The sequence below is a fragment of the Muriicola soli genome, assembly GCF_004139715.1.
Classification (GTDB): domain Bacteria; phylum Bacteroidota; class Bacteroidia; order Flavobacteriales; family Flavobacteriaceae; genus Muriicola; species Muriicola soli.
On record NZ_CP035544.1, the window covers coordinates 1,786,618 to 1,803,773 of the forward strand.

The 17,156-nt window shown below is 41.3% G+C and carries 17 protein-coding genes; 6 read left to right on the forward strand and 11 right to left on the reverse strand.

Translation table 11 applies throughout. From position 1 onward, the window contains the following. Nucleotides 1-388 precede the first annotated feature (388 nt). The 3 genes from EQY75_RS08075 to EQY75_RS08085 all read right to left on the reverse strand — a co-directional run bounded on the left by EQY75_RS08075 (nucleotide 389) and on the right by EQY75_RS08085 (nucleotide 3,279). Nucleotides 389-1,669: a tetratricopeptide repeat protein gene (locus tag EQY75_RS08075; RefSeq protein ID WP_129604718.1), complete on the reverse strand. Its 1,281-nt coding sequence runs from the start codon at nucleotides 1,667-1,669 to the stop codon at nucleotides 389-391. A 122-nt stretch (nucleotides 1,670-1,791) separates the two neighbouring features. After that, complete coding sequence (locus EQY75_RS08080; protein WP_129604721.1) at nucleotides 1,792-2,568, reverse strand: hypothetical protein; 777 nt, start codon at nucleotides 2,566-2,568, stop codon at nucleotides 1,792-1,794. A 24-nt stretch (nucleotides 2,569-2,592) separates the two neighbouring features. After that, complete coding sequence (locus EQY75_RS08085) at nucleotides 2,593-3,279, reverse strand: DUF4331 family protein (RefSeq protein ID WP_129604724.1); 687 nt, start codon at nucleotides 3,277-3,279, stop codon at nucleotides 2,593-2,595. A 168-nt stretch (nucleotides 3,280-3,447) separates the two neighbouring features. On the opposite strand from EQY75_RS08085, the gene EQY75_RS08090 reads away from it, so the two are divergent. Beyond that, the gene (locus EQY75_RS08090) at nucleotides 3,448-4,677 is read left to right on the forward strand and encodes an LETM1-related biofilm-associated protein (protein ID WP_129604727.1); all 1,230 of its coding nucleotides are present in this window, start codon (nucleotides 3,448-3,450) and stop codon (nucleotides 4,675-4,677) included. 39 nt (nucleotides 4,678-4,716) lie between these two features. Here the strand turns inward: EQY75_RS08090 and EQY75_RS08095 are convergent, their stop codons facing one another. From EQY75_RS08095 to EQY75_RS08115, 5 genes are all read right to left on the reverse strand, one after another. Next, nucleotides 4,717-5,475 (reverse strand): LytR/AlgR family response regulator transcription factor, encoded by a 759-nt coding sequence (locus EQY75_RS08095; protein ID WP_129604730.1) that lies wholly within the window; start codon nucleotides 5,473-5,475, stop codon nucleotides 4,717-4,719. Nucleotides 5,476-5,519: 44 nt separating this feature from the next. After that, nucleotides 5,520-5,870 carry a 2TM domain-containing protein gene (locus EQY75_RS08100; protein WP_129604733.1) on the reverse strand — a complete coding sequence of 117 codons (351 nt, stop codon included), beginning with the start codon at nucleotides 5,868-5,870 and terminating at the stop codon, nucleotides 5,520-5,522. A gap of 2 nt (nucleotides 5,871-5,872) precedes the next feature. Continuing rightward, complete coding sequence (locus EQY75_RS08105; RefSeq protein WP_246019832.1) at nucleotides 5,873-6,223, reverse strand: 2TM domain-containing protein; 351 nt, start codon at nucleotides 6,221-6,223, stop codon at nucleotides 5,873-5,875. After that, nucleotides 6,214-6,516, reverse strand: coding sequence for a 2TM domain-containing protein (locus tag EQY75_RS08110; protein ID WP_129604737.1), 303 nt, complete (start codon nucleotides 6,514-6,516; stop codon nucleotides 6,214-6,216). The genes EQY75_RS08105 and EQY75_RS08110 overlap by 10 nt, the downstream gene beginning before the upstream one ends. 135 nt (nucleotides 6,517-6,651) lie before the next feature. After that, on the reverse strand, nucleotides 6,652-7,974 hold the full coding sequence (locus tag EQY75_RS08115) for a 2TM domain-containing protein (protein WP_129604741.1): 1,323 nt from the start codon (nucleotides 7,972-7,974) through the stop codon (nucleotides 6,652-6,654). A 253-nt stretch (nucleotides 7,975-8,227) separates the two neighbouring features. On the opposite strand from EQY75_RS08115, the gene EQY75_RS08120 reads away from it, so the two are divergent. Beyond that, nucleotides 8,228-8,866, forward strand: a complete 639-nt coding sequence (locus EQY75_RS08120) for an FMN-binding negative transcriptional regulator (protein ID WP_129604743.1) — start codon at nucleotides 8,228-8,230, stop codon at nucleotides 8,864-8,866. Between the two features lie 10 nt (nucleotides 8,867-8,876). Here the strand turns inward: EQY75_RS08120 and EQY75_RS08125 are convergent, their stop codons facing one another. Together EQY75_RS08125 and EQY75_RS08130 are read right to left on the reverse strand one after the other, a co-directional pair. Next, nucleotides 8,877-9,611, reverse strand: a complete 735-nt coding sequence (locus EQY75_RS08125) for a LytR/AlgR family response regulator transcription factor (protein ID WP_129604745.1) — start codon at nucleotides 9,609-9,611, stop codon at nucleotides 8,877-8,879. A gap of 2 nt (nucleotides 9,612-9,613) precedes the next feature. After that, nucleotides 9,614-11,575 carry a sensor histidine kinase gene (locus tag EQY75_RS08130; RefSeq protein WP_129604748.1) on the reverse strand — a complete coding sequence of 654 codons (1,962 nt, stop codon included), beginning with the start codon at nucleotides 11,573-11,575 and terminating at the stop codon, nucleotides 9,614-9,616. A gap of 201 nt (nucleotides 11,576-11,776) precedes the next feature. On the opposite strand from EQY75_RS08130, the gene EQY75_RS08135 reads away from it, so the two are divergent. From EQY75_RS08135 to EQY75_RS14225, 3 genes are all read left to right on the forward strand, one after another. Continuing rightward, entirely contained in the window at nucleotides 11,777-12,289 is a 513-nt protein-coding gene (locus EQY75_RS08135) for an ester cyclase (protein ID WP_129604750.1), read from the forward strand. A 43-nt stretch (nucleotides 12,290-12,332) separates the two neighbouring features. Beyond that, nucleotides 12,333-13,103, forward strand: a complete 771-nt coding sequence (locus tag EQY75_RS08140) for a hypothetical protein (RefSeq protein WP_129604753.1) — start codon at nucleotides 12,333-12,335, stop codon at nucleotides 13,101-13,103. 119 nt (nucleotides 13,104-13,222) lie between these two features. After that, on the forward strand, nucleotides 13,223-13,402 hold the full coding sequence (locus tag EQY75_RS14225; protein WP_246019834.1) for a hypothetical protein: 180 nt from the start codon (nucleotides 13,223-13,225) through the stop codon (nucleotides 13,400-13,402). 268 nt (nucleotides 13,403-13,670) lie between these two features. On the opposite strand, the gene EQY75_RS08150 is transcribed toward EQY75_RS14225, so the two are convergent. Further along, entirely contained in the window at nucleotides 13,671-15,365 is a 1,695-nt protein-coding gene (locus EQY75_RS08150; RefSeq protein WP_129604755.1) for a PorP/SprF family type IX secretion system membrane protein, read from the reverse strand. Between the two features lie 445 nt (nucleotides 15,366-15,810). On the opposite strand from EQY75_RS08150, the gene EQY75_RS08155 reads away from it, so the two are divergent. Then, nucleotides 15,811-17,103, forward strand: a complete 1,293-nt coding sequence (locus EQY75_RS08155; protein ID WP_129607047.1) for an MFS transporter — start codon at nucleotides 15,811-15,813, stop codon at nucleotides 17,101-17,103. The last annotated feature ends 53 nt before the right edge of the window (nucleotides 17,104-17,156 follow it).

Below are 17,156 nucleotides of genomic sequence, written 5' to 3' on the forward strand. Positions count from 1 at the left end.
ATGGTATTTGCGTAGCCTAAAATATGGCATTAGTTCCTCATACAAGGAGATTCAAGATGTAATTAGAATTTTAAATAGACCTATTTGCGAAGTAAGTTTTGCAAAGATCGGTTAGCCATCCAAATTTTAACAAAGACAAGGAGCATAGCGATGGTCCAGCTGACAAAAAGAAAGTATTCCATAACGTAGGTGATTCGGGGGTCGGTTAATACTCAATTTCAAATTTACTGTCGTTCAAAAATGTAATACTTGGGGCATTAAACTATGAACTTAAACGATAAAAATAGGCATTTCGTCTATAATTTCCTAAATATAGGAGGGGAAATCAATGATGATCCCCGTATTTTCGACGAAATGCCATGAATAATGTAATTCGGTTTACTTTTTATCAGAGGGCCTCCACTCGCATTGCCGTTACCGGTCCAAGTTCATAGGCCGCCTCTTTTAAAGAATTTTTTATTTCAGACGTTCGGGCGAGGTCGCCCCGATCTTTAAGTATTTCGGCTATCTGTAAAAGTACAAGAGGCTCCTGTGTTTTACCCATGACATGTTCCTGTACCACCTGATAAGCTTGCTCCTTTTCTCCTGCTTTAAAGTAGCTATAGGCCAATAATCCGTATGCTGAAGGAGTGGGCCGGTTGTTTGCATCACGTAAGGCAAGGGCTAAGGCCTTGTCATATTGTAGCGTCCCGTTCAAGTAGGTGTCTATGATATAGGCATTGTACATATCACCGTAAGAGGGATTCTCACTCATTTTAAAGAATGCATTCATGCTTTTCATATATTCTATGCTATCTCCCATATATTCTGCTATTTCCGCCTTAAGAAGATAAAGGTCTGGTGAATGGTAGTGTTCACTTATGCTGTCCAGGATTCTCATTGCTTCTGCAGTGTTCCCTTCATACGAATAGGCGATCCAGGCGATTCCCTTCTTTGCATAGGCGTTTTTAGGGTCTAGTGAAAGGGCCTTCAGATAGTGTCGATAAGAATCGTCAATACGGCCGGCGTGCCCGTAGTAATCCGCCAGATTCGTATATGACCAGAGCATTGTATTGCGATTAGCTGCCTGTTCTGCCTTTGCAGTTGCTTTTTCCATCAATCGAATAGTAACGTCTAGCTTTCCTTTGTGATCATTCCATTTGGCAAGTCGGATCAAATGCCCGAATGCAGACATGTTTCTGGTACTATCCAGATAACGCTCGGCTTTGTTAAATTCCCCGAGTTCCATATAAAGGTCGAACAGTAAGTATTGTGTTTCAAGCACACCGCTCCCCAGTTTCCTGGCTTGCAGGGCAAGAAGTAAGGCTTCCTTAAAACGATGCTGAGAAATATAGTTTCTGGCCAGCGCTCTTAGATAGCCGGATTGACCAATTGCAGCGATATCTACCGCTTTCTCTAATGCAGATTCTGCCTTTTTCAGGTATTCAATCTCTCCTGTAGCCTGAAAGTACGAATTGTACTGTCCGGCAACGATTCCGAAACTGGTTAATTGAAGGCTATCAGGTTTGATCTTTGAATTCCAGAGCCTGAAGTATTTTGAAGATGTTTTGGAAGGTCCTGTTTCCAGGTAAGCGTTGTAATCTGCAGGCTCAATTACTTTTCCTTTTTCCCCGAATTCACAGGAAGTTATTAGAATGAGCAAAATTCCCAGAGTTATATATCGTTTCATGTTGTTTTATTTCTAGTGGATTAAAAAAGGAAAGAGGGAGGGCAAAACCTCCCTCTTTCACAGTAATTAGCAATTATTTTCCCATCTGATTGCCGTGCACAATCGCGAATTCTTATTCACCCTTATTCAGGCGCACTTACATATGGAAAATCTGAATTGATTGTCGCAGTTAGGGCAACACCATCTGATGTAAGGCGCGGCAAATCGGCCATCCCGTCATTGTCCAGGTCTTGTCCGCTAAAGCGGTCTCCATTCATCCCTCCAAAAAAGAGGATCAAAGAAACATCAATAACATCGTCCTGAAGTGCTCTTCCTGTAAGGGCCACTTCGTCTCCGTCCGGCACAAGGATGTTTCCATCGTTATCAGCATCGGTTCCGGGGTCGAAGTACGTGGTAGGGGCATCCGGAGCTACATCCAGAGCGTCTGCTGCCAGCACTGTTGTAAGTGTTGCGGCATCTAATCCCAGGATGTTGTTCTCATAGTTTACATCCATTGGATCCAAACCGAGCTTGTTTGCGTATACATCGTGATATTGCTCAAGACGTGCTTGAAATCCTGCTTGAAAAGTTGCAGTCATTTCAGAGGGAATAGTCACATTATGTGCGTCCTTTACACTTGGCATACCGTCCATATCAAAACTTAAGGTAGTATTGATTCCCGGTCTTCCCATGTGGTCTGCCTGGGCAAACGTCCCCGTAAAATCGGGAGCTGTACTGTCTGCACAAGGTTCACAGGCCGAACCTCCACAATCTGTCCCTTCCTCATCTCCGTTCATAATACCGTCGTTACAAGTAGCCACGGCCATTTCCTCCATCTGCATATCATCATTGTTGCAGGCCATAAGTACTGTAGCGGCCAGAAGGGTTAAAATCGAATATTTAAATTTATTGAAATTCATCTTTTTGTGTTTTTTGATTAATTATTACTGTTTTCTGTTGGTAGTTACCCATGTTTTGTACACAGGAATCCCCAAAGCATTTGTTGTGCTGGTAGTTCCCACCATACTATTTGGAATCTCTACCACAATAGACATGGTATTGGCTCCGTCAAATGTGTCCTCTGCTTCAGCTGCAGTCTTGAATCCCATGGGGGCCGAATTTACATCCGGGTTGATCACCGCATTGAATTGAAAGAAGTCGAAAAAGAAAGGATCCTGCCTTGGCCCGGCAAACAATTTTGTACCATTCATTCCTTCAGCTACAATCGCAGTTGATCCTGAAATGACGACTTCCCCTAGTGGGCTATCCGCCAGAATCTGACTGTTTAAACCAGTTTGAACAGGTACACCCGCGAAGAAGTACATGGTTCCGTTTTGTGGATAAGCCTGAATGACATAGTCTTCGACCAAATCTCCATCGGTATCGATGTTGATTTCCGTTAGAACATCCTCATCAAAAGAACCGTAAGCCAGATCAGGTAATACACTCGATTGCAGATCTACTACAAAAGTGGTGTTGTCTGAGCCTAAAGTTGGTTCAAATGCGAAGAAATCTGCAATATCAGCTGTAGTTCCTCCGGAAGAAGGAGCATCGAGGTGATCCGCAGCGATCAGAAGTGCACCGGCAATGGCCAGTACTGAAATTCCCATAATTAATTTTGATTTACTCATTTTATTGTTTTTAGATTTACTGTTACCCTACCTACGGAAAGGAATTGGCGGGGTTTGGTTCTAAATGTTAATTTTTTCTTAACAGAAAATGAATTCTTTGCCGGAAAGCATACTTCATGCTTTTAGAAAGATCATTTTTACCGTACTTTGGATTCAAATTAGTAGGTAATGAATCCTTCAGGCCCAGGCTGGATAAATAAATTTGGTGAGGTTGTAAGAAATAAAGAGGGAATTTATTCTGACTTCTCAACGCTCTATACCAGCTTAAAAGACTATGGCTTTGTCTATGGAATGAATGTAAAGAGTCCATCATTCATTAGTATAGAACACGCCCCTTCGGAGGACGAAATGGCGAAGATCAACCTGCTAACCGCTCTGTACTTTACCTTTGCCCTGGAACGTCAGGAGCATAAATTCGAAGATTTTCTCGCAGCTGTATTTGCGTTTTACAAGGAACTCAAGGTGAGTCAGATTTCATTTTTAAACAAGATCCTTACAGGAAGTAAAACATCGGCTCAACTGGAGAAACTCATTGATTCCAGGGTTTACCTCGATGACAATGTGATTAGCAGAACCTTTAATAGTGTCATCACCAATTCGCTGTTGTTTATTGATATCCTCACATTCAGATATTTTCTCAGAGAAGGAAAGGATATTGTTCAGCAAGCCCAAAAGCTCGAATACCTGGCTATTAATATTACTTATCACGCCCTGAACGCCAAGGAGAAGAACAAGGCAGATGAAAAGTTGTCACAATTATTTGCGGCCTCACTCACCTTTATCGACGAAGACAAGGAGAAATTTGACGGCTCCTACCGGGAAATCCTGGTTAACAATTGTTCTCCCTGGGAAAATCAATATTTTTTGGACGTGGCCTGTCTAACAGTATGGGAAGATTATTCTTTGGATTACAAAGAATCACAATTCATTTATGGGATTGGAAAGGACATGGGATTCACCGAAGATCAGATCGCTGGATCTTTGGAAGACATCACTACCTTTTTTAAAGATAACAGTAAAAATATTACCTTTCTGAAGGATACCAATGTCGCCGTACAATTCTATGACAGCATGTCCAGGGTGGTGAATAAACTCATCCTCAGAAATAGCAAACGTCTCCAAAAAGAACTTTCAGAAAGCAAGGAACTCGTCTTCCTGATCTCCAAAGGAGCGGTAAAAGAATTGAGTCCGGATGAGAAGAAAAAAATTCAGGACCAGCTTATGGACGTCTTTAAAAGTGTTCCTTCCCTGGCCATTTTTCTCTTGCCGGGTGGTGCCGTTCTCCTACCAATTTTCATCAAATTGATCCCGGCTTTACTCCCCTCCTCCTTCGATGAAAACCGAGTAGCAAAAAAAGGAGAAAATACTGAAAAAACGAACTATAAGAAAAATCTATAGCTAATATCAGCTATCTGTTTTTCACAATTTTAAAGTGTCTTACTCTAACCATAACTTAAAATCCTTAACACGTTCCCTACTCACGATGATTTCCTGGTCAGTAGTCTTGTTCAACTTAATTTGAAGCCTGGAATTGGTATAGGAAATTATGTCTCTGATATGGTTGATATTAATCACGTACTTCCTGCTTACCCTGAAGAATATTTTAGGAGTCAATTCTGATTCTAACTGCTCCAGGGTATTGTCTAGCAAATAAGATCTCCCTTCGGTAGTGGCTGCATAGGTACCCTTGTTTTCACTGTAGAAACATTCCACATCATCAGCATGTATAATTTTGAGGTGCTGCCCTACCCTAACGGTAAATCTCTTTTTGTACTCCCGATCGATCGGGTTAACCAGTAATTTTTTTATGTCTTCAAAGTCGACAGCCATCTTCGGGCTGGCGACAGAATTCTGCTTCTTGAATTTGGTGACGGCTTTTTCGAGCTCATCTTCGTCAATTGGCTTAAGGAGATAATCGATACTATTTAGTTTAAAGGCCTGGAGTGCATACTCATCAAATGCCGTCGTAAAAATAATGGCGCTTTTAATCTCAAGCAGCTCAAAAATTTCAAAGGAAAGACCATCAGACAGCTGAATATCGAGAAAAATTAAGTCGGGATGTTCATTATTCTGAAACCACTGCAATGATTCTTCAACCGAATGCAAGGTAGTGCTTGCCTCCAACCCCAGGTCTGACAACATTCTGGCCAATCTTCTGGCGGAGGGTTTCTCATCTTCAATAATAATCACATTCATGTTCTCGGTGGTCTTGGTTTAAGCTCGATACAGGGTTCACCCTGTTAAATCAAGGGCTTGTTATTTTTTGTTTCTTCTTTTTCCATCATCTTCCTGATCTGTTCCGCTTCCCATTTTTTTAGTATTGGGATATGAAAAGAATATACTTGAAGTCCGTGAATTAGAAGGACTATTCCCCAAAGAAGAGGGACGCTGAAAACATTCCAGACCAGCCATTCAACGAATGAAGGATCTATATCGGAGGTATTGAGCTCTAAAAAGTTGATCCCCTCAAGTCCTTCTATGACAATAATTGCATTTACAATCAGGTAAATGGTGAGGTGGCGGTAAAAGCCTTTGATATCTTTTACCTTCTTTTCAGCTCTTTTGTATGCCGCAAGTGATTTACTAGCCATCTTTATTTGAATTTAGCTGCGTCTCGTTTATCCTTCTCGATATACTTTTGGATCTGCCTTTCTTCCCAATTCTTTCCAAGGATAGGGTTGAAATTAAAAACTTTGGCCGCGTGAAAAGCAAGACCTATGCCCCAGAAAAAAGGGGTGAAAAATGTACCAAATTGCCAGAAGGTGTCACCATCGCCCAAAGCCCGGATCAAAATATTGATCATTATAAAGGCATTGATAACAATATAGACAGCCAGATGGATGTAAAAACCCTTGAGCTCTTCAACCTTGGCTTTTGCCTTTTTTAACTTCTCACTTTCAAACTCCTGATTTTCCATTTTTACTTCTTTACTAATTACTCCCATTTCTTTATCTCATCTTCTTCTCGCATCAGCTCCTTGATCTTTCTTTCCTCCCAGGCCCTGCCGAAGAAAGGATTGAGATCAAAAGTGCCAATTGCATGAAACAGAATGCCTATTCCCCATCCGAATGCGGCCCACAAGAACCACATGTATCGCCATTCATTGGTGACGTAATTGATCAGTGCAAGGGCAGATATAACCAAAACGTATGAGGTGAGATTGGAATAGAATTTCTTTAATCGGTCTACCCGTTCCTTGGCCTTTAGGTACTTGTTTTCTTTGTTAAAATCTTCCATGATTAGTGCTTATTGGTTTTTGAATAGCTTAAAATTCTTAATTCCAGGTTGGTTTTAAAAAACAATTTAACCCAATTGTTAATTTATATTGATGAATTGTCTTTTTCAATTAAAGCTACTGAATTTATAATGTTCTTACAGCTCCTCATTTTCCATGAATTCCTTGATCTTTCGCTCTTCCCAGCGCTTTCCCCACAGCGGGTTATAGCCATAGGCTTCCATCCCGTGTGCAATTACGCCCAAGCCCCATCCAAGGGCCGGAAATAAGACCCAGGGAAAATCTGTACTGCGGTAATTAATCCAGGCTAAAAATGGAATTATAATGCAATAGGCGAGTAAATTTCCAAAAAATCCCTTGATTTCCTCTACGCGCTCTTTGGCCTTTTGATAACGTTTGTCTTCAATAAACGCTTTTTGTGTTTCCATAGTTCCTATTTGTTTAGTGAGCATCGGTAGCTGTACACTGAACTCCGAGGCCGTTTTTATAATATTGACTTTTTTATTTGACAGTATGGAATAGCGCTGTTGAATATTTCTCAACCCCACGCCACTGCTCCTTTTAACCACCGGCTTCTCTTGCAAATTGTTCTCCACGACCAATTTTCCGTCTTCCTCATAAACTTTTATTCGCAATGGCTTGGAAGAGGTCACTACATTGTGTTTTACCGCATTTTCAAGTAGTAATTGCAATGAAAGCGGAACTATTTTAGCATCCGGAATACTTGAGGTTTCGGGAATCTCTAAAGAAATCCCATCTTCAAACCGCATCGTCAATAGCTTGATATACGTTTTGGCAAAATCGAGTTCCTCATTAACGGATACCAGATCCTTGTTCTTTTGTTCCAAAACATATCGATACACCTTGGAGAGGGCTGTGGTAAACCGCTGAGCTTGCTTAGGGTCCTCTTCTATCAGGCTGGTGAGTACATTGAGGCTATTAAACAGAAAGTGTGGATCCAGCTGATTTTTCAGGGCATCAAATTTGGCTGATGCGGTCCCTGCGATAATCTTCTGCTCTTTGATCTTAGTATCCTGAAGAGCCTTCCAAAAATAAAAGGCGTGGATAAATAAGGAAATAACCAGGGTGATGACCAGTGCGACGATATAATTGATCACATTTTCATTTTCCACAAAGGATTCGAAGGTATTGCCGTAGATGATCACCCTAACAAACCAACGTACCAGGCCAAAAGCGATCACTGTAAGTATAACTGAACCAATAGCCCCGAACCACAGCCGTTTTGTGGCCTGTGTTTCCCAGCTGTATTTCCTGCTCGCGTAGTTGTGAAATGACGATCCAACTGCAGTAAGCACAAAAGAGTATATAAAAGAAATGCCGGTAGTTTCAAGCACATCCATAAATAAAACGGGCTCGCCGTAATTCACCAGGAGGTTCAATAAAACAATTACCAGGGTGAGTATTAGGGATACTTTTAAAATCGTATTGAATTCTTTCATTGGTGTTTCAATTTCTTTTCGCGAATGATCACTGTTGAAATTAAAGGTAGCAAAAAGTACAGACCATCAATTGAATCTTAGAATTTCACTGCTGGTCCACATGCAATTTTAAATTCAGTGAACAAAGATGTTAAGAGGTTTGGAGTATTAAAATAATGGTTGACCGAATTGTAAAAATTTGCTGCCCAATTGTAGTGAGGATGGTCCCAATTACTTCTGTAAATTATCTATTTTTAACTTTAGTTTACAGCCTATGTATATTCCTCCTCAATACAAAAATGAAAATTTAGCTGAAGTCAGGGACTTTATCACAGCCCATTCCTTTGCCATCCTGGTAAATCAGTCAGATGGTAAGCCCTGGGCCACCCATACTCCCCTGGAGCTGGGAAAGGACGAACACGGAAATGACATCTTAATAGGCCATATTGCAAAAGCCAATCCGCAGTGGAAGGCCTTTGAAGAGAATCCGAAGGTGCTCTGCATCTTTCACGGCCCACATTCTTACATTTCGTCTTCATGGTACAAAGAAGAAGAGGTGCCTACCTGGAATTACATTGCTGTACATGTTTACGGAAGTATCTCTGTAATGACTACGGAAGAGGTGCTGAACTGGCTGCACTCCCTGGTGGAGCGGTACGAAAAGGAAGAAAAGAATCCCATTTCGCTTGAGAATATGTCTTCTTCAACCCTGAAACAAGTAAGAGGCGTGGTAGGATTTCGCATCCGGATAGAAGAGATCCAGGCGGCTTTTAAACTGTCCCAGGGACGGGAGGAGGACCACAGCAGGATCATAAAGGAATTACAATCAAAGAGTGAACCCGGAAGCAGACAAATAGCATCCATTATGAAAAATAGTGGAAAAGACCCTGCGGAAGAAATAAAGGAAAATTAGTCTGGTATTCTTATATCGTTTGTAAATGTTTTAGGAGGCCTTCGCGATTCGACTTACTTAAAGGAATGGCCTTTCGGTTGATTTCAACATGAGCCTCTGCCACTACGTCTAATTTGGAAATATTCACCAAAAATGAACGATGCACCCTGACGAAGATCTCTTCAGGCAATTTGTTTTGCATTTCTTTTAAGGTGGTAGTGAGGACATACTCCTTTTTCGATGTCATCACATGACAGTAATTCCGATCGGCCTCTATATAGAGAATATCCTGGAGTAGCAATTTTACCATTTGACCGTGATGCCTGATAAATATCCTATCGTTTAGCAGAGCGATATAATTCTCCTCTACAGGAACCGACTCTTCCCTTGTTTTGAACTGTTCTTCTGCCAGGGCAAGAGACCTGAGCACATTGCTCATGGTAATCGGTTTGGCAATAAAGGCAAATGGGTGGGTATGCTTGGCTTCTTCAAAAGTGGCTTCGTCGTTGTTGGCAGTGATATAGATAACAGGAATATCTATTACCTCCTGTATCCTCTTCACGGATTCTATCCCGTTTAAGCGACCTTTGAGGTTAATATCCATCAGGATGATATCAGGTGGGTTAAGACGCGAATGGATGACTGCTTCCTCTCCCCTGGATTCAATCCCGGTGACTTCATAGCCAGCTTTGGTTAATTGGAGGGAGATATTAGCGGCGATTATCATATCGTCCTCCACAATTAATATACGCGTTTTTTTATTCATTTTTATGCAGCTTTTATACGTTGAAAATCAAATGAAACCAAGGTCCCTTTATCCACAACCAATTTCATTTCCCCATCGAGCTGTGTGGTAAGTAATTTAATGAGTTGAGTGCCAAACCCCGTGCCTTCGGGTTCTTGCGATACCATCTTGCCTACCCCATTGTCCGAAACTTCTAAATGTAAGACCGACTCGTGTTGCTCTAAGGAAATGGTGACTTCACCTTTCCTATTGCCCGGAAAGGCGTATTTTAAGGCGTTGGAAAGCAATTCATTAACAATAAGTCCGATAGGGATAGCCTGATCTATATCCACAGCGATTGGTTTCATCGCAAAACGGAGATTTATCCTATCTTCCATGCCGTATGAATTAATGATATGACTCCCCAAATTCTCAAAATAATCCTTCATTTCGATATTTGATAAGTCACTTCCCTGGTAGAGCTTCTGATGAATCATACTCATGCTATGAACGCGCTGTTGACTCTTTACCATAGCGCTCCTGACATTTGTGTCACTAATTTGTTCAGACTGCAGGATGAGTAAACTCGATACTATTTCCAGGTTATTTTTAACCCGATGATGAATCTCTTTAAGTAAGAACTCTTTTTCCTCATTCTGCAACTGTAGCAATTTATTATTCTCCCTGTTTCTTCGCACCGATTTAAAGATCAGGAGGAGATAAAGAAATAGTAAAACGATGACGATCATACCCAGTGTTTGGATGATACGCTGTTTCTTGATTTGAGTATCCTGCAACTGAATGGTACTATCCTTTTCTGCCACCTCTAATTCCGTTTGAATCTGTGACATTCGTTCGGCAGATTCCTCCGTGAAAACTTCTTTCTGCAACTGATCATACATTTCAAAAGCGTGGTATGCATCTTTGTAATTGTGGCTTCCTGCATAGGCTTTCCCTAGATTTTGGTAGGCTTCACTCAGAAAAAATGCATCTCCGAAATCTTCCGTTGCGATATCAATGCTGGTTTGCAGGCTTGTAATTGCCGAGAGAAATTTTCCTTGTAGATTTTGCAATTTCCCCAAAGAAAGCCATGACCTCATCAACATGAAATTATTGTTCAAACGCTCGCTGTATTGAATGGCATTGAGTGCTGCAGTTTCTGCATCAGCGTAACGAAACGAACTTCCGTGGAGGTCGGCCAGAGAAATATAAATATCACTTAAATTATTGTAGAAGCCGTAGCGTTCTCCGATAGAAATGGCATGTGAATAATATTTTAAAGCATTCTCGGGATCATTTAATGCGAGATATTGGTTGCCAACGACGTAAAGGGCAAAGTCATAATCAAGATCGTTCATGCCGTATGCTTCGAAGAGACTCAGGGCTAACAGGCCTTGCTCAAGGCCTTTTTGGTATTTTTCCTGTTTCCAGAACAAATTACTCAGATCACTGTAAGCCTGGGCCTGAGCGTGAAGGTCGTTGAATTTTTCACCGAGACGAAGGGATCTAAGGGCGTATTCGGCTGCTGCGGACAAATTACCTTCCCTCTCATAGACATATCCCAACTGAGTATAGAGAAAGGGATATTCTTTCTGATTGAGAACCTCCATGGCCTGTCCCAGGACAATTCTGGCACTGTCTAATTTTTCGTCGCGAAGAAGAACTGCCCCATAGGTCACCCTGAATCTCCCTACCCAAGTTTTAAGTTCTTTAGCCTTAGCTTCCTTTAACCCCATTCGGGTAAATTCATACGCTTTTTGGAGATCGCGCGTATGCCAATAGTAAGCAAGATCATTTAAAATGGTAAGTCGGAGCGAATCTGTCGGTGCATTTTTATAGCCTAATTCAAGGGTGTCAAGGTAAGAAAAACCAAAATTGTCGGTCTGGCGAAAGATTTGTTTGTAGGAATTTTCTCTACTGAAGTCTATAATCTGAGACGTACCGTGATATCCACTTATTAAGGTGAAAAGGACACTAAAAACAACTCTGATACAAAGTGTTCTCATTTCATATTTATCTCACTGAGGGGAAATGAGGCTATGAAAGATACAAAATATTCGGATAGGCTGCAGAGGGTAAAAAAAGTTTAGTATTCGGACACTTTATTGGGGCGTTCGTCCAGAGTACCGGAAAATAGTCCTATAAATTGATTTTATTCTATTCTGATTTGGCGACAAGCACCTAATCTGAAATGGAAATTGAGAAGAATGAAATGTGCTACTCCCTTTGTACTGCTGTTTGTATTGGCGATGACCGCTTGTGAAATGGTAGAAAAGGAAAAGCCCGATAAGTCGTCCCATTTAAAGGAGGTGGTCACGATTTATGTCGATTCATGCTGGAATAAAGGAGATTTCTCAGCCCTGAACCGGATCACGGGAGAAGGATTTGTTAGAAACCTCAATGGTCTGGAGGTGGCAAACGGCAGTATTGAACTCGAGGCTTATATTCAGAATTTCATAAAGGCATTTCCCAACCTTCGGATCAACATTACCAATTTAATTGAAAAGGATGGGAAAGTGGCCCTCGAATGGACTTTTGAGGGAACAAATACCGGAGTATTTGCCGAATTTATTCCAACCGGGAAAAAAGCTACGGTGAGGGGAGTGACTATGATGACTTTTAACGGTCAGGGAAAGATGATCAAGGAAAATACCTATTACAATGAATTATATCTACTGCAGCAATTGGGCTTTACCTTAAACCCGCCAAATTTAAAGTAAGTATTATCATGTCAATCCATTTATAAACCTAATCGAAGTAATTATGAAAACAAAATTAGAAAATTTGATCCTCCTTGCACTCCTTGCGATCCTGCCAGGTTCCATACTGGCCCAGGAATCCAATGCCAATCAGTCCTTCGCAGTGCACGAAGATGTAGTAAAACTGGGTATGACTGCTGAATATGAAGACACCTGTAAAGAGTTGGTCGGCCATTTGAAAAAGCACAACATTCAGGAAGCCAGGTTTATCACGGCAAGTATCTCAGACAATCGCTACATCTATGTAAGTCCGATCGAAAATATGGCGGACCTGGACAAACCCCTATTTTCAACCCTTTCAGAGAAAATGGGAAAAGAGGCGATGAGTGCCTTATTTAATCGAATGGACAAGTGTTATGATGTCGAACACGATTATATCATAACCTTAGATCCTAGTCTTTCTTATCAACCCCAGGGCATCAACCAAACCCCGGAAGGTCAGGATTACCGAAAATTCCACTATCTCTATGTTGCTCCGGCGAACCGCGCGCTTATAAAGGAGAAAATGAAGGCAGTAAGGGATATGTTTGCAAGTAAAGGATCTCAAATGTATTACCGCGTGTATCGCAGTGGATTTGGCACAAGGGGTGAATTTTATATGGTAGCCGTAGCGGCAAAGGACCAGCTTGATTACGCGCAAAAAGCCATGGCCAATGACGAGCTTATTGGGGAAGACGGAGGCAAAATCATGTGGGATTTATTCAATAATCTACTCAGTTACGAAGAATTCACGGGGCAAATGAGACCCGATATGGCCTATGCGCCTATGAATTAATTCAGCTAAACTCTCAACTAGCCAACCTATCAGAAAGACCCGGTTATTTTCGGGTCTTTCTACATTGTTCAGCTAAAGAAAAACTCCTAACTTTAGCATCAACCTTTTCAATTAAAACTATGTTACACAACAAATTCTGGCAAGCCCTGTTTGCGATAGGACCTATTGCCATGCTCTTCCTGGGTATGATCGCCTATTTTATTTTCCTTTTTTTCCTCTTTGGCAACATGGATGATCTCCACAGTAATCCAAACAATGTATCAGCTTCTATGATTTTAGGAAACCTGGGGGGTTCTTAATCTTTATTCTGATTGCCGTCCTGATTTCGTTTGGCAGCCTTGTGTTTTATATCGTTCACGCGGCCAACAATCCGAATCTCCGGGAGAATAATATGCTGCTGGTATGGATACTATTGTTCATATTCGCCAATGGCATAGGCCAGCTGATCTACTGGATCATTGAGATTGTTAATAAAAGGGGTAAGGATATTACCCCCGTCTGAGGCTTCTTTGCGCAATCACTCCGGAAAAGATAACTCGCTTATCTGAAGTGTTCCTATATCTAATTTCAATCGTCGAAGTTTAAAGTCGCCATTCTGGAGTTAGAAGCTTTTTGTACGCTCATAATCCATAATTCATTGCCGTATTTGGAACGGAAATCCGTCTTAATCTCTTCCAGGTCTTCATTATTGTCTTCATAATGAGCCAGGTAAACATAATTGAGGCCATTGATGGGATTAGTAAAATACCCGGCTTCAATTCCCTTTTTCTCGAGCTCTGCAAGGAACAATTCCAGATACTCCTGAGTTTCGAAGACATTGGCGATTACATAGTGACCTTCAGGTACGCCTACGAGGTTCTCCAATAAAATAGTTTCATCAACTTTTTGATTTGGGATCAGGGACATCTGACTTAGTCGTTTAAGGGAGTCGAGGTTTCTATCCATTTGCATTCTGACCGATTCGGTAAGTCTAACCGGACCGGAATTAGTGTCATTCTGCGCCACCAGGGCAGGCTTCTCATAACCCATCGCATCCTTCATCTCATCGAGCTCTCTTCTGGTATTTCGGACAGCCAATTCAAAACGACGTTCCATTTCCGAATTGATATGAGTTTCCAAGGAGTCTACCTTATAAATCAACTCATTGATCACAGCGTAGTTGGTCCTATTGAGCTTGCGTAATTTATCGATTTCCAAATAGAGAGGATTCTTATTTTTCTTGATCCTGCGCTTCCTATCGAGCCAATCGGTCGCTTTTTCTTCCTGAGTATCCTGCTGAACCATATCTTCAGTAAGCTTAGGAATAAAATTATAGGCTACCGATATTTCGTGTGTAATCCCAAAGTTTTCGATATCCTGGGAAAAACCTTTTTCAAAATTATAGCCGAGTGAAAGTCTTTTATTGATGTTAAATCCGGCGCCGGCCGAACCACCGTAAAAACTATCGTATCCCGCTTGAAGCCAACCAACTTTGGGTAAGTCGAGGATAACACCCCCGCCAAAGACCAGTTCCTCTTCCCCTACTTTTCTCAAACGTGCTATGGGCATAATCCTTCCATCTGCAAATACACCTCCGGCGTATTCAAAGTTTCGAGTGTACTGCAGGTGAGCTGAAAAAGATTTCTCACCAAAGGTGGTAAGCGCCTCTCCTGATTTAAGATTAAAATCAAAAAGGTTTTCGGCAAATACCCCAACATCAAAACTTCCAAACGAAATATTGAGTCCCGGTTGGAATGCGATGATAGAATTTTCACTAAAGGAGGCCAAGAGCGGATCGTCCTCATTGGTTACCGCCCTGCTTTCATCAAAGCTGCTGCGGTAATAGGGAATGTTAAAGCCAAAAGTAAGATTACTCTTTGGTGATAGTCTCACTCCGTAGGCATAATTGGTGAGCAGGCCTATATTGGAGACCAGTCCTTCCTGCTGGTTGTAAACACTTATACCAAGTCCCGTACGGTCGTTTATCCTCCCGCTGTAACTCAGAAAGTAATTCTGAAAGTTATCCTGGAAGTAAGCAGACTGACTTCGGTGAAAGAAATTGATATATGACTTGTCTTCCCGTACCGTCGAAAATGTAGGGTTGATCAAAAATCGATTAAATTTTAAGAGGTTTTGAAAAGGTACGTTATAGGAAACGTAAGGAGTTTCTTCCTGGCTAAAAAGGTGTCCCGAAAATGAAAGACTCAACATAATCAATGCCCAAAACCTAAAATGGACAACACTAACAGAATCCTTGAAAATAGATAGATTATTGCAGAACATGGCACAAGTATTATCTGCACTAAATCAAAGCTCCTTTCACAAGGTGGGAACACCTTTAGCCAAGAATAAAAAACTAAAATTAAGAAGGAGTAATAATTAGTACATAGGTTAAAATTTTCGTAAGATTTGGATTACTAAGTTGAAGAACAGTCGATAACTAGGCAACTTTTTTCGGTCAAATGCAGGCCATTGATCAATAATTCGACGAATGACTGTCTAAATGTTAAAGAAAGAGGTTACTCGTCGAAAGAAGGACAAAATTTTTCTTGAAATACCCCTGTTATTTTTTCATAGGTCTTTGTGAACGCCCTGAAACAGGGACATTGACATTTTTAGGCTAAAAAGGCATACATTTAGCATGACTGTCAAATTTTATAGTTAAACAATGGAAAATATCTCTATCAGTTCTCTAAAACCACGTATGTCTTTTTGGCAAATCTGGAATATGAGCTTTGGTTTTTTAGGGATCCAATTTGGGTTTGCCTTGCAAAATGCCAATGTCAGCAGAATATTCGAAACCCTGGGTGCCTCAAAAGATGAACTTCCCATCCTCTGGCTTGCTGCTCCGGTTACCGGTTTATTAGTTCAACCTATTATTGGATATTACAGTGACCGTACCTGGCACAGAAAGTGGGGAAGAAGAAGGCCCTTTTTTGCTGTCGGTGCGATACTGGCAACCCTGGCACTGTTTCTCATGCCCAATTCCACGGCCCTTTGGATGGCTGTAATCATGTTGTGGCTCCTTGATGCTTCCATTAATATAAGTATGGAACCATTCAGGGCATTTGTGGGAGATATGCTGCCTAACGAACAACGCACCAGCGGCTTTGCCATGCAGAGCTTTTTTATTGGCCTCGGCGCCATAATTGCTTCTGCTTTGCCGTGGGTCTTCACAAATTGGTTTGGTATTAGCAATATTTCTCCTGAAGGGGGTATCCCGGATTCAGTAAAATGGTCATTTTACATAGGTGGTATCGCCTACTTTTCCGCAGTTATGTGGACCGTGTTCAACACAAAAGAATATCCCCCTGATGATATTGAACAACTAAAGGCAGAAAATGCCAGTAAAGGTATTTTTGGCGGACTAGCGGAGTCATTCGTTGGTATTTTTAAAATGCCAAGGACCATGGTACAACTAGCTTTTGTGCAATTTTTCTCCTGGTTCTCTTTATTTGCCATGTGGATTTATACCACCTCAGCAGTAACCAGTCATGTCTATGGAACATCCGACACCAGTTCGGCCTTGTACAATGAAGGAGCAAATTGGGTGGGAATTTGCTTTGCGATCTATAATGGAATCGCAGCACTGGTGGCATTTCTGCTACCCGTTATAGCCAAGAAGGTAAGCAGGCGTATTACACACTTGCTAGCTTTGGTTTGCGGGGGATTTAGTTTACTGTCTATTTACTTTATCACTGATCCGAATATGTTGCTTGTAGCTATGATTGGAGTAGGGATTGCCTGGGCAAGTATTCTTTCCATGCCCTATGCGATGCTCTCCAGTATTCTTCCTGCCAAGAAAATGGGGTATTATATGGGCGTCTTTAATTTCTTTATTGTTATTCCTCAAATCGTTGCTGCAGGAATATTAGGTTTCCTGTTAAAGACTTTCTTTGGAAATGTATCCATTTATGCCCTGATCATAGGAGGAGTAGCTATGATAATAGCCGGATTGCTTTGCCTGATAGTTGAAGACAAAGATGTGGCTGTCAACATGACCTTAAAGGATTCAGATTGACAATTCAGTAAGGACTTTGTACAACTCGGTAGATGTTTTTTAATCGGTGAAGA

What these genes read in the sequence shown, in the direction of transcription:
- EQY75_RS08105 (WP_246019832.1), bottom strand. Translation starts at nt 6,223, where the DNA reads ATGGGAGTAATTAGTAAAGAAGTAAAAATGGAAAATCAGGAGTTTGAA.
- EQY75_RS08080 (WP_129604721.1), bottom strand. Translation starts at nt 2,568, where the DNA reads ATGAATTTCAATAAATTTAAATATTCGATTTTAACCCTTCTGGCCGCT.
- EQY75_RS08140 (WP_129604753.1), top strand. Translation starts at nt 12,333, where the DNA reads ATGAAAACAAAATTAGAAAATTTGATCCTCCTTGCACTCCTTGCGATC.
- EQY75_RS08130 (WP_129604748.1), bottom strand. Translation starts at nt 11,575, where the DNA reads ATGAGAACACTTTGTATCAGAGTTGTTTTTAGTGTCCTTTTCACCTTA.
- EQY75_RS08115 (WP_129604741.1), bottom strand. Translation starts at nt 7,974, where the DNA reads ATGAAAGAATTCAATACGATTTTAAAAGTATCCCTAATACTCACCCTG.
- EQY75_RS08075 (WP_129604718.1), bottom strand. Translation starts at nt 1,669, where the DNA reads ATGAAACGATATATAACTCTGGGAATTTTGCTCATTCTAATAACTTCC.
- EQY75_RS08150 (WP_129604755.1), bottom strand. Translation starts at nt 15,365, where the DNA reads ATGTTCTGCAATAATCTATCTATTTTCAAGGATTCTGTTAGTGTTGTC.
- EQY75_RS08120 (WP_129604743.1), top strand. Translation starts at nt 8,228, where the DNA reads ATGTATATTCCTCCTCAATACAAAAATGAAAATTTAGCTGAAGTCAGG.
- EQY75_RS08125 (WP_129604745.1), bottom strand. Translation starts at nt 9,611, where the DNA reads ATGAATAAAAAAACGCGTATATTAATTGTGGAGGACGATATGATAATC.
- EQY75_RS08110 (WP_129604737.1), bottom strand. Translation starts at nt 6,516, where the DNA reads ATGGAAGATTTTAACAAAGAAAACAAGTACCTAAAGGCCAAGGAACGG.
- EQY75_RS08155 (WP_129607047.1), top strand. Translation starts at nt 15,811, where the DNA reads ATGAGCTTTGGTTTTTTAGGGATCCAATTTGGGTTTGCCTTGCAAAAT.
- EQY75_RS08090 (WP_129604727.1), top strand. Translation starts at nt 3,448, where the DNA reads ATGAATCCTTCAGGCCCAGGCTGGATAAATAAATTTGGTGAGGTTGTA.
- EQY75_RS08085 (WP_129604724.1), bottom strand. Translation starts at nt 3,279, where the DNA reads ATGAGTAAATCAAAATTAATTATGGGAATTTCAGTACTGGCCATTGCC.
- EQY75_RS08095 (WP_129604730.1), bottom strand. Translation starts at nt 5,475, where the DNA reads ATGAATGTGATTATTATTGAAGATGAGAAACCCTCCGCCAGAAGATTG.
- EQY75_RS14225 (WP_246019834.1), top strand. Translation starts at nt 13,223, where the DNA reads ATGTTACACAACAAATTCTGGCAAGCCCTGTTTGCGATAGGACCTATT.
- EQY75_RS08100 (WP_129604733.1), bottom strand. Translation starts at nt 5,870, where the DNA reads ATGGCTAGTAAATCACTTGCGGCATACAAAAGAGCTGAAAAGAAGGTA.
- EQY75_RS08135 (WP_129604750.1), top strand. Translation starts at nt 11,777, where the DNA reads ATGAAATGTGCTACTCCCTTTGTACTGCTGTTTGTATTGGCGATGACC.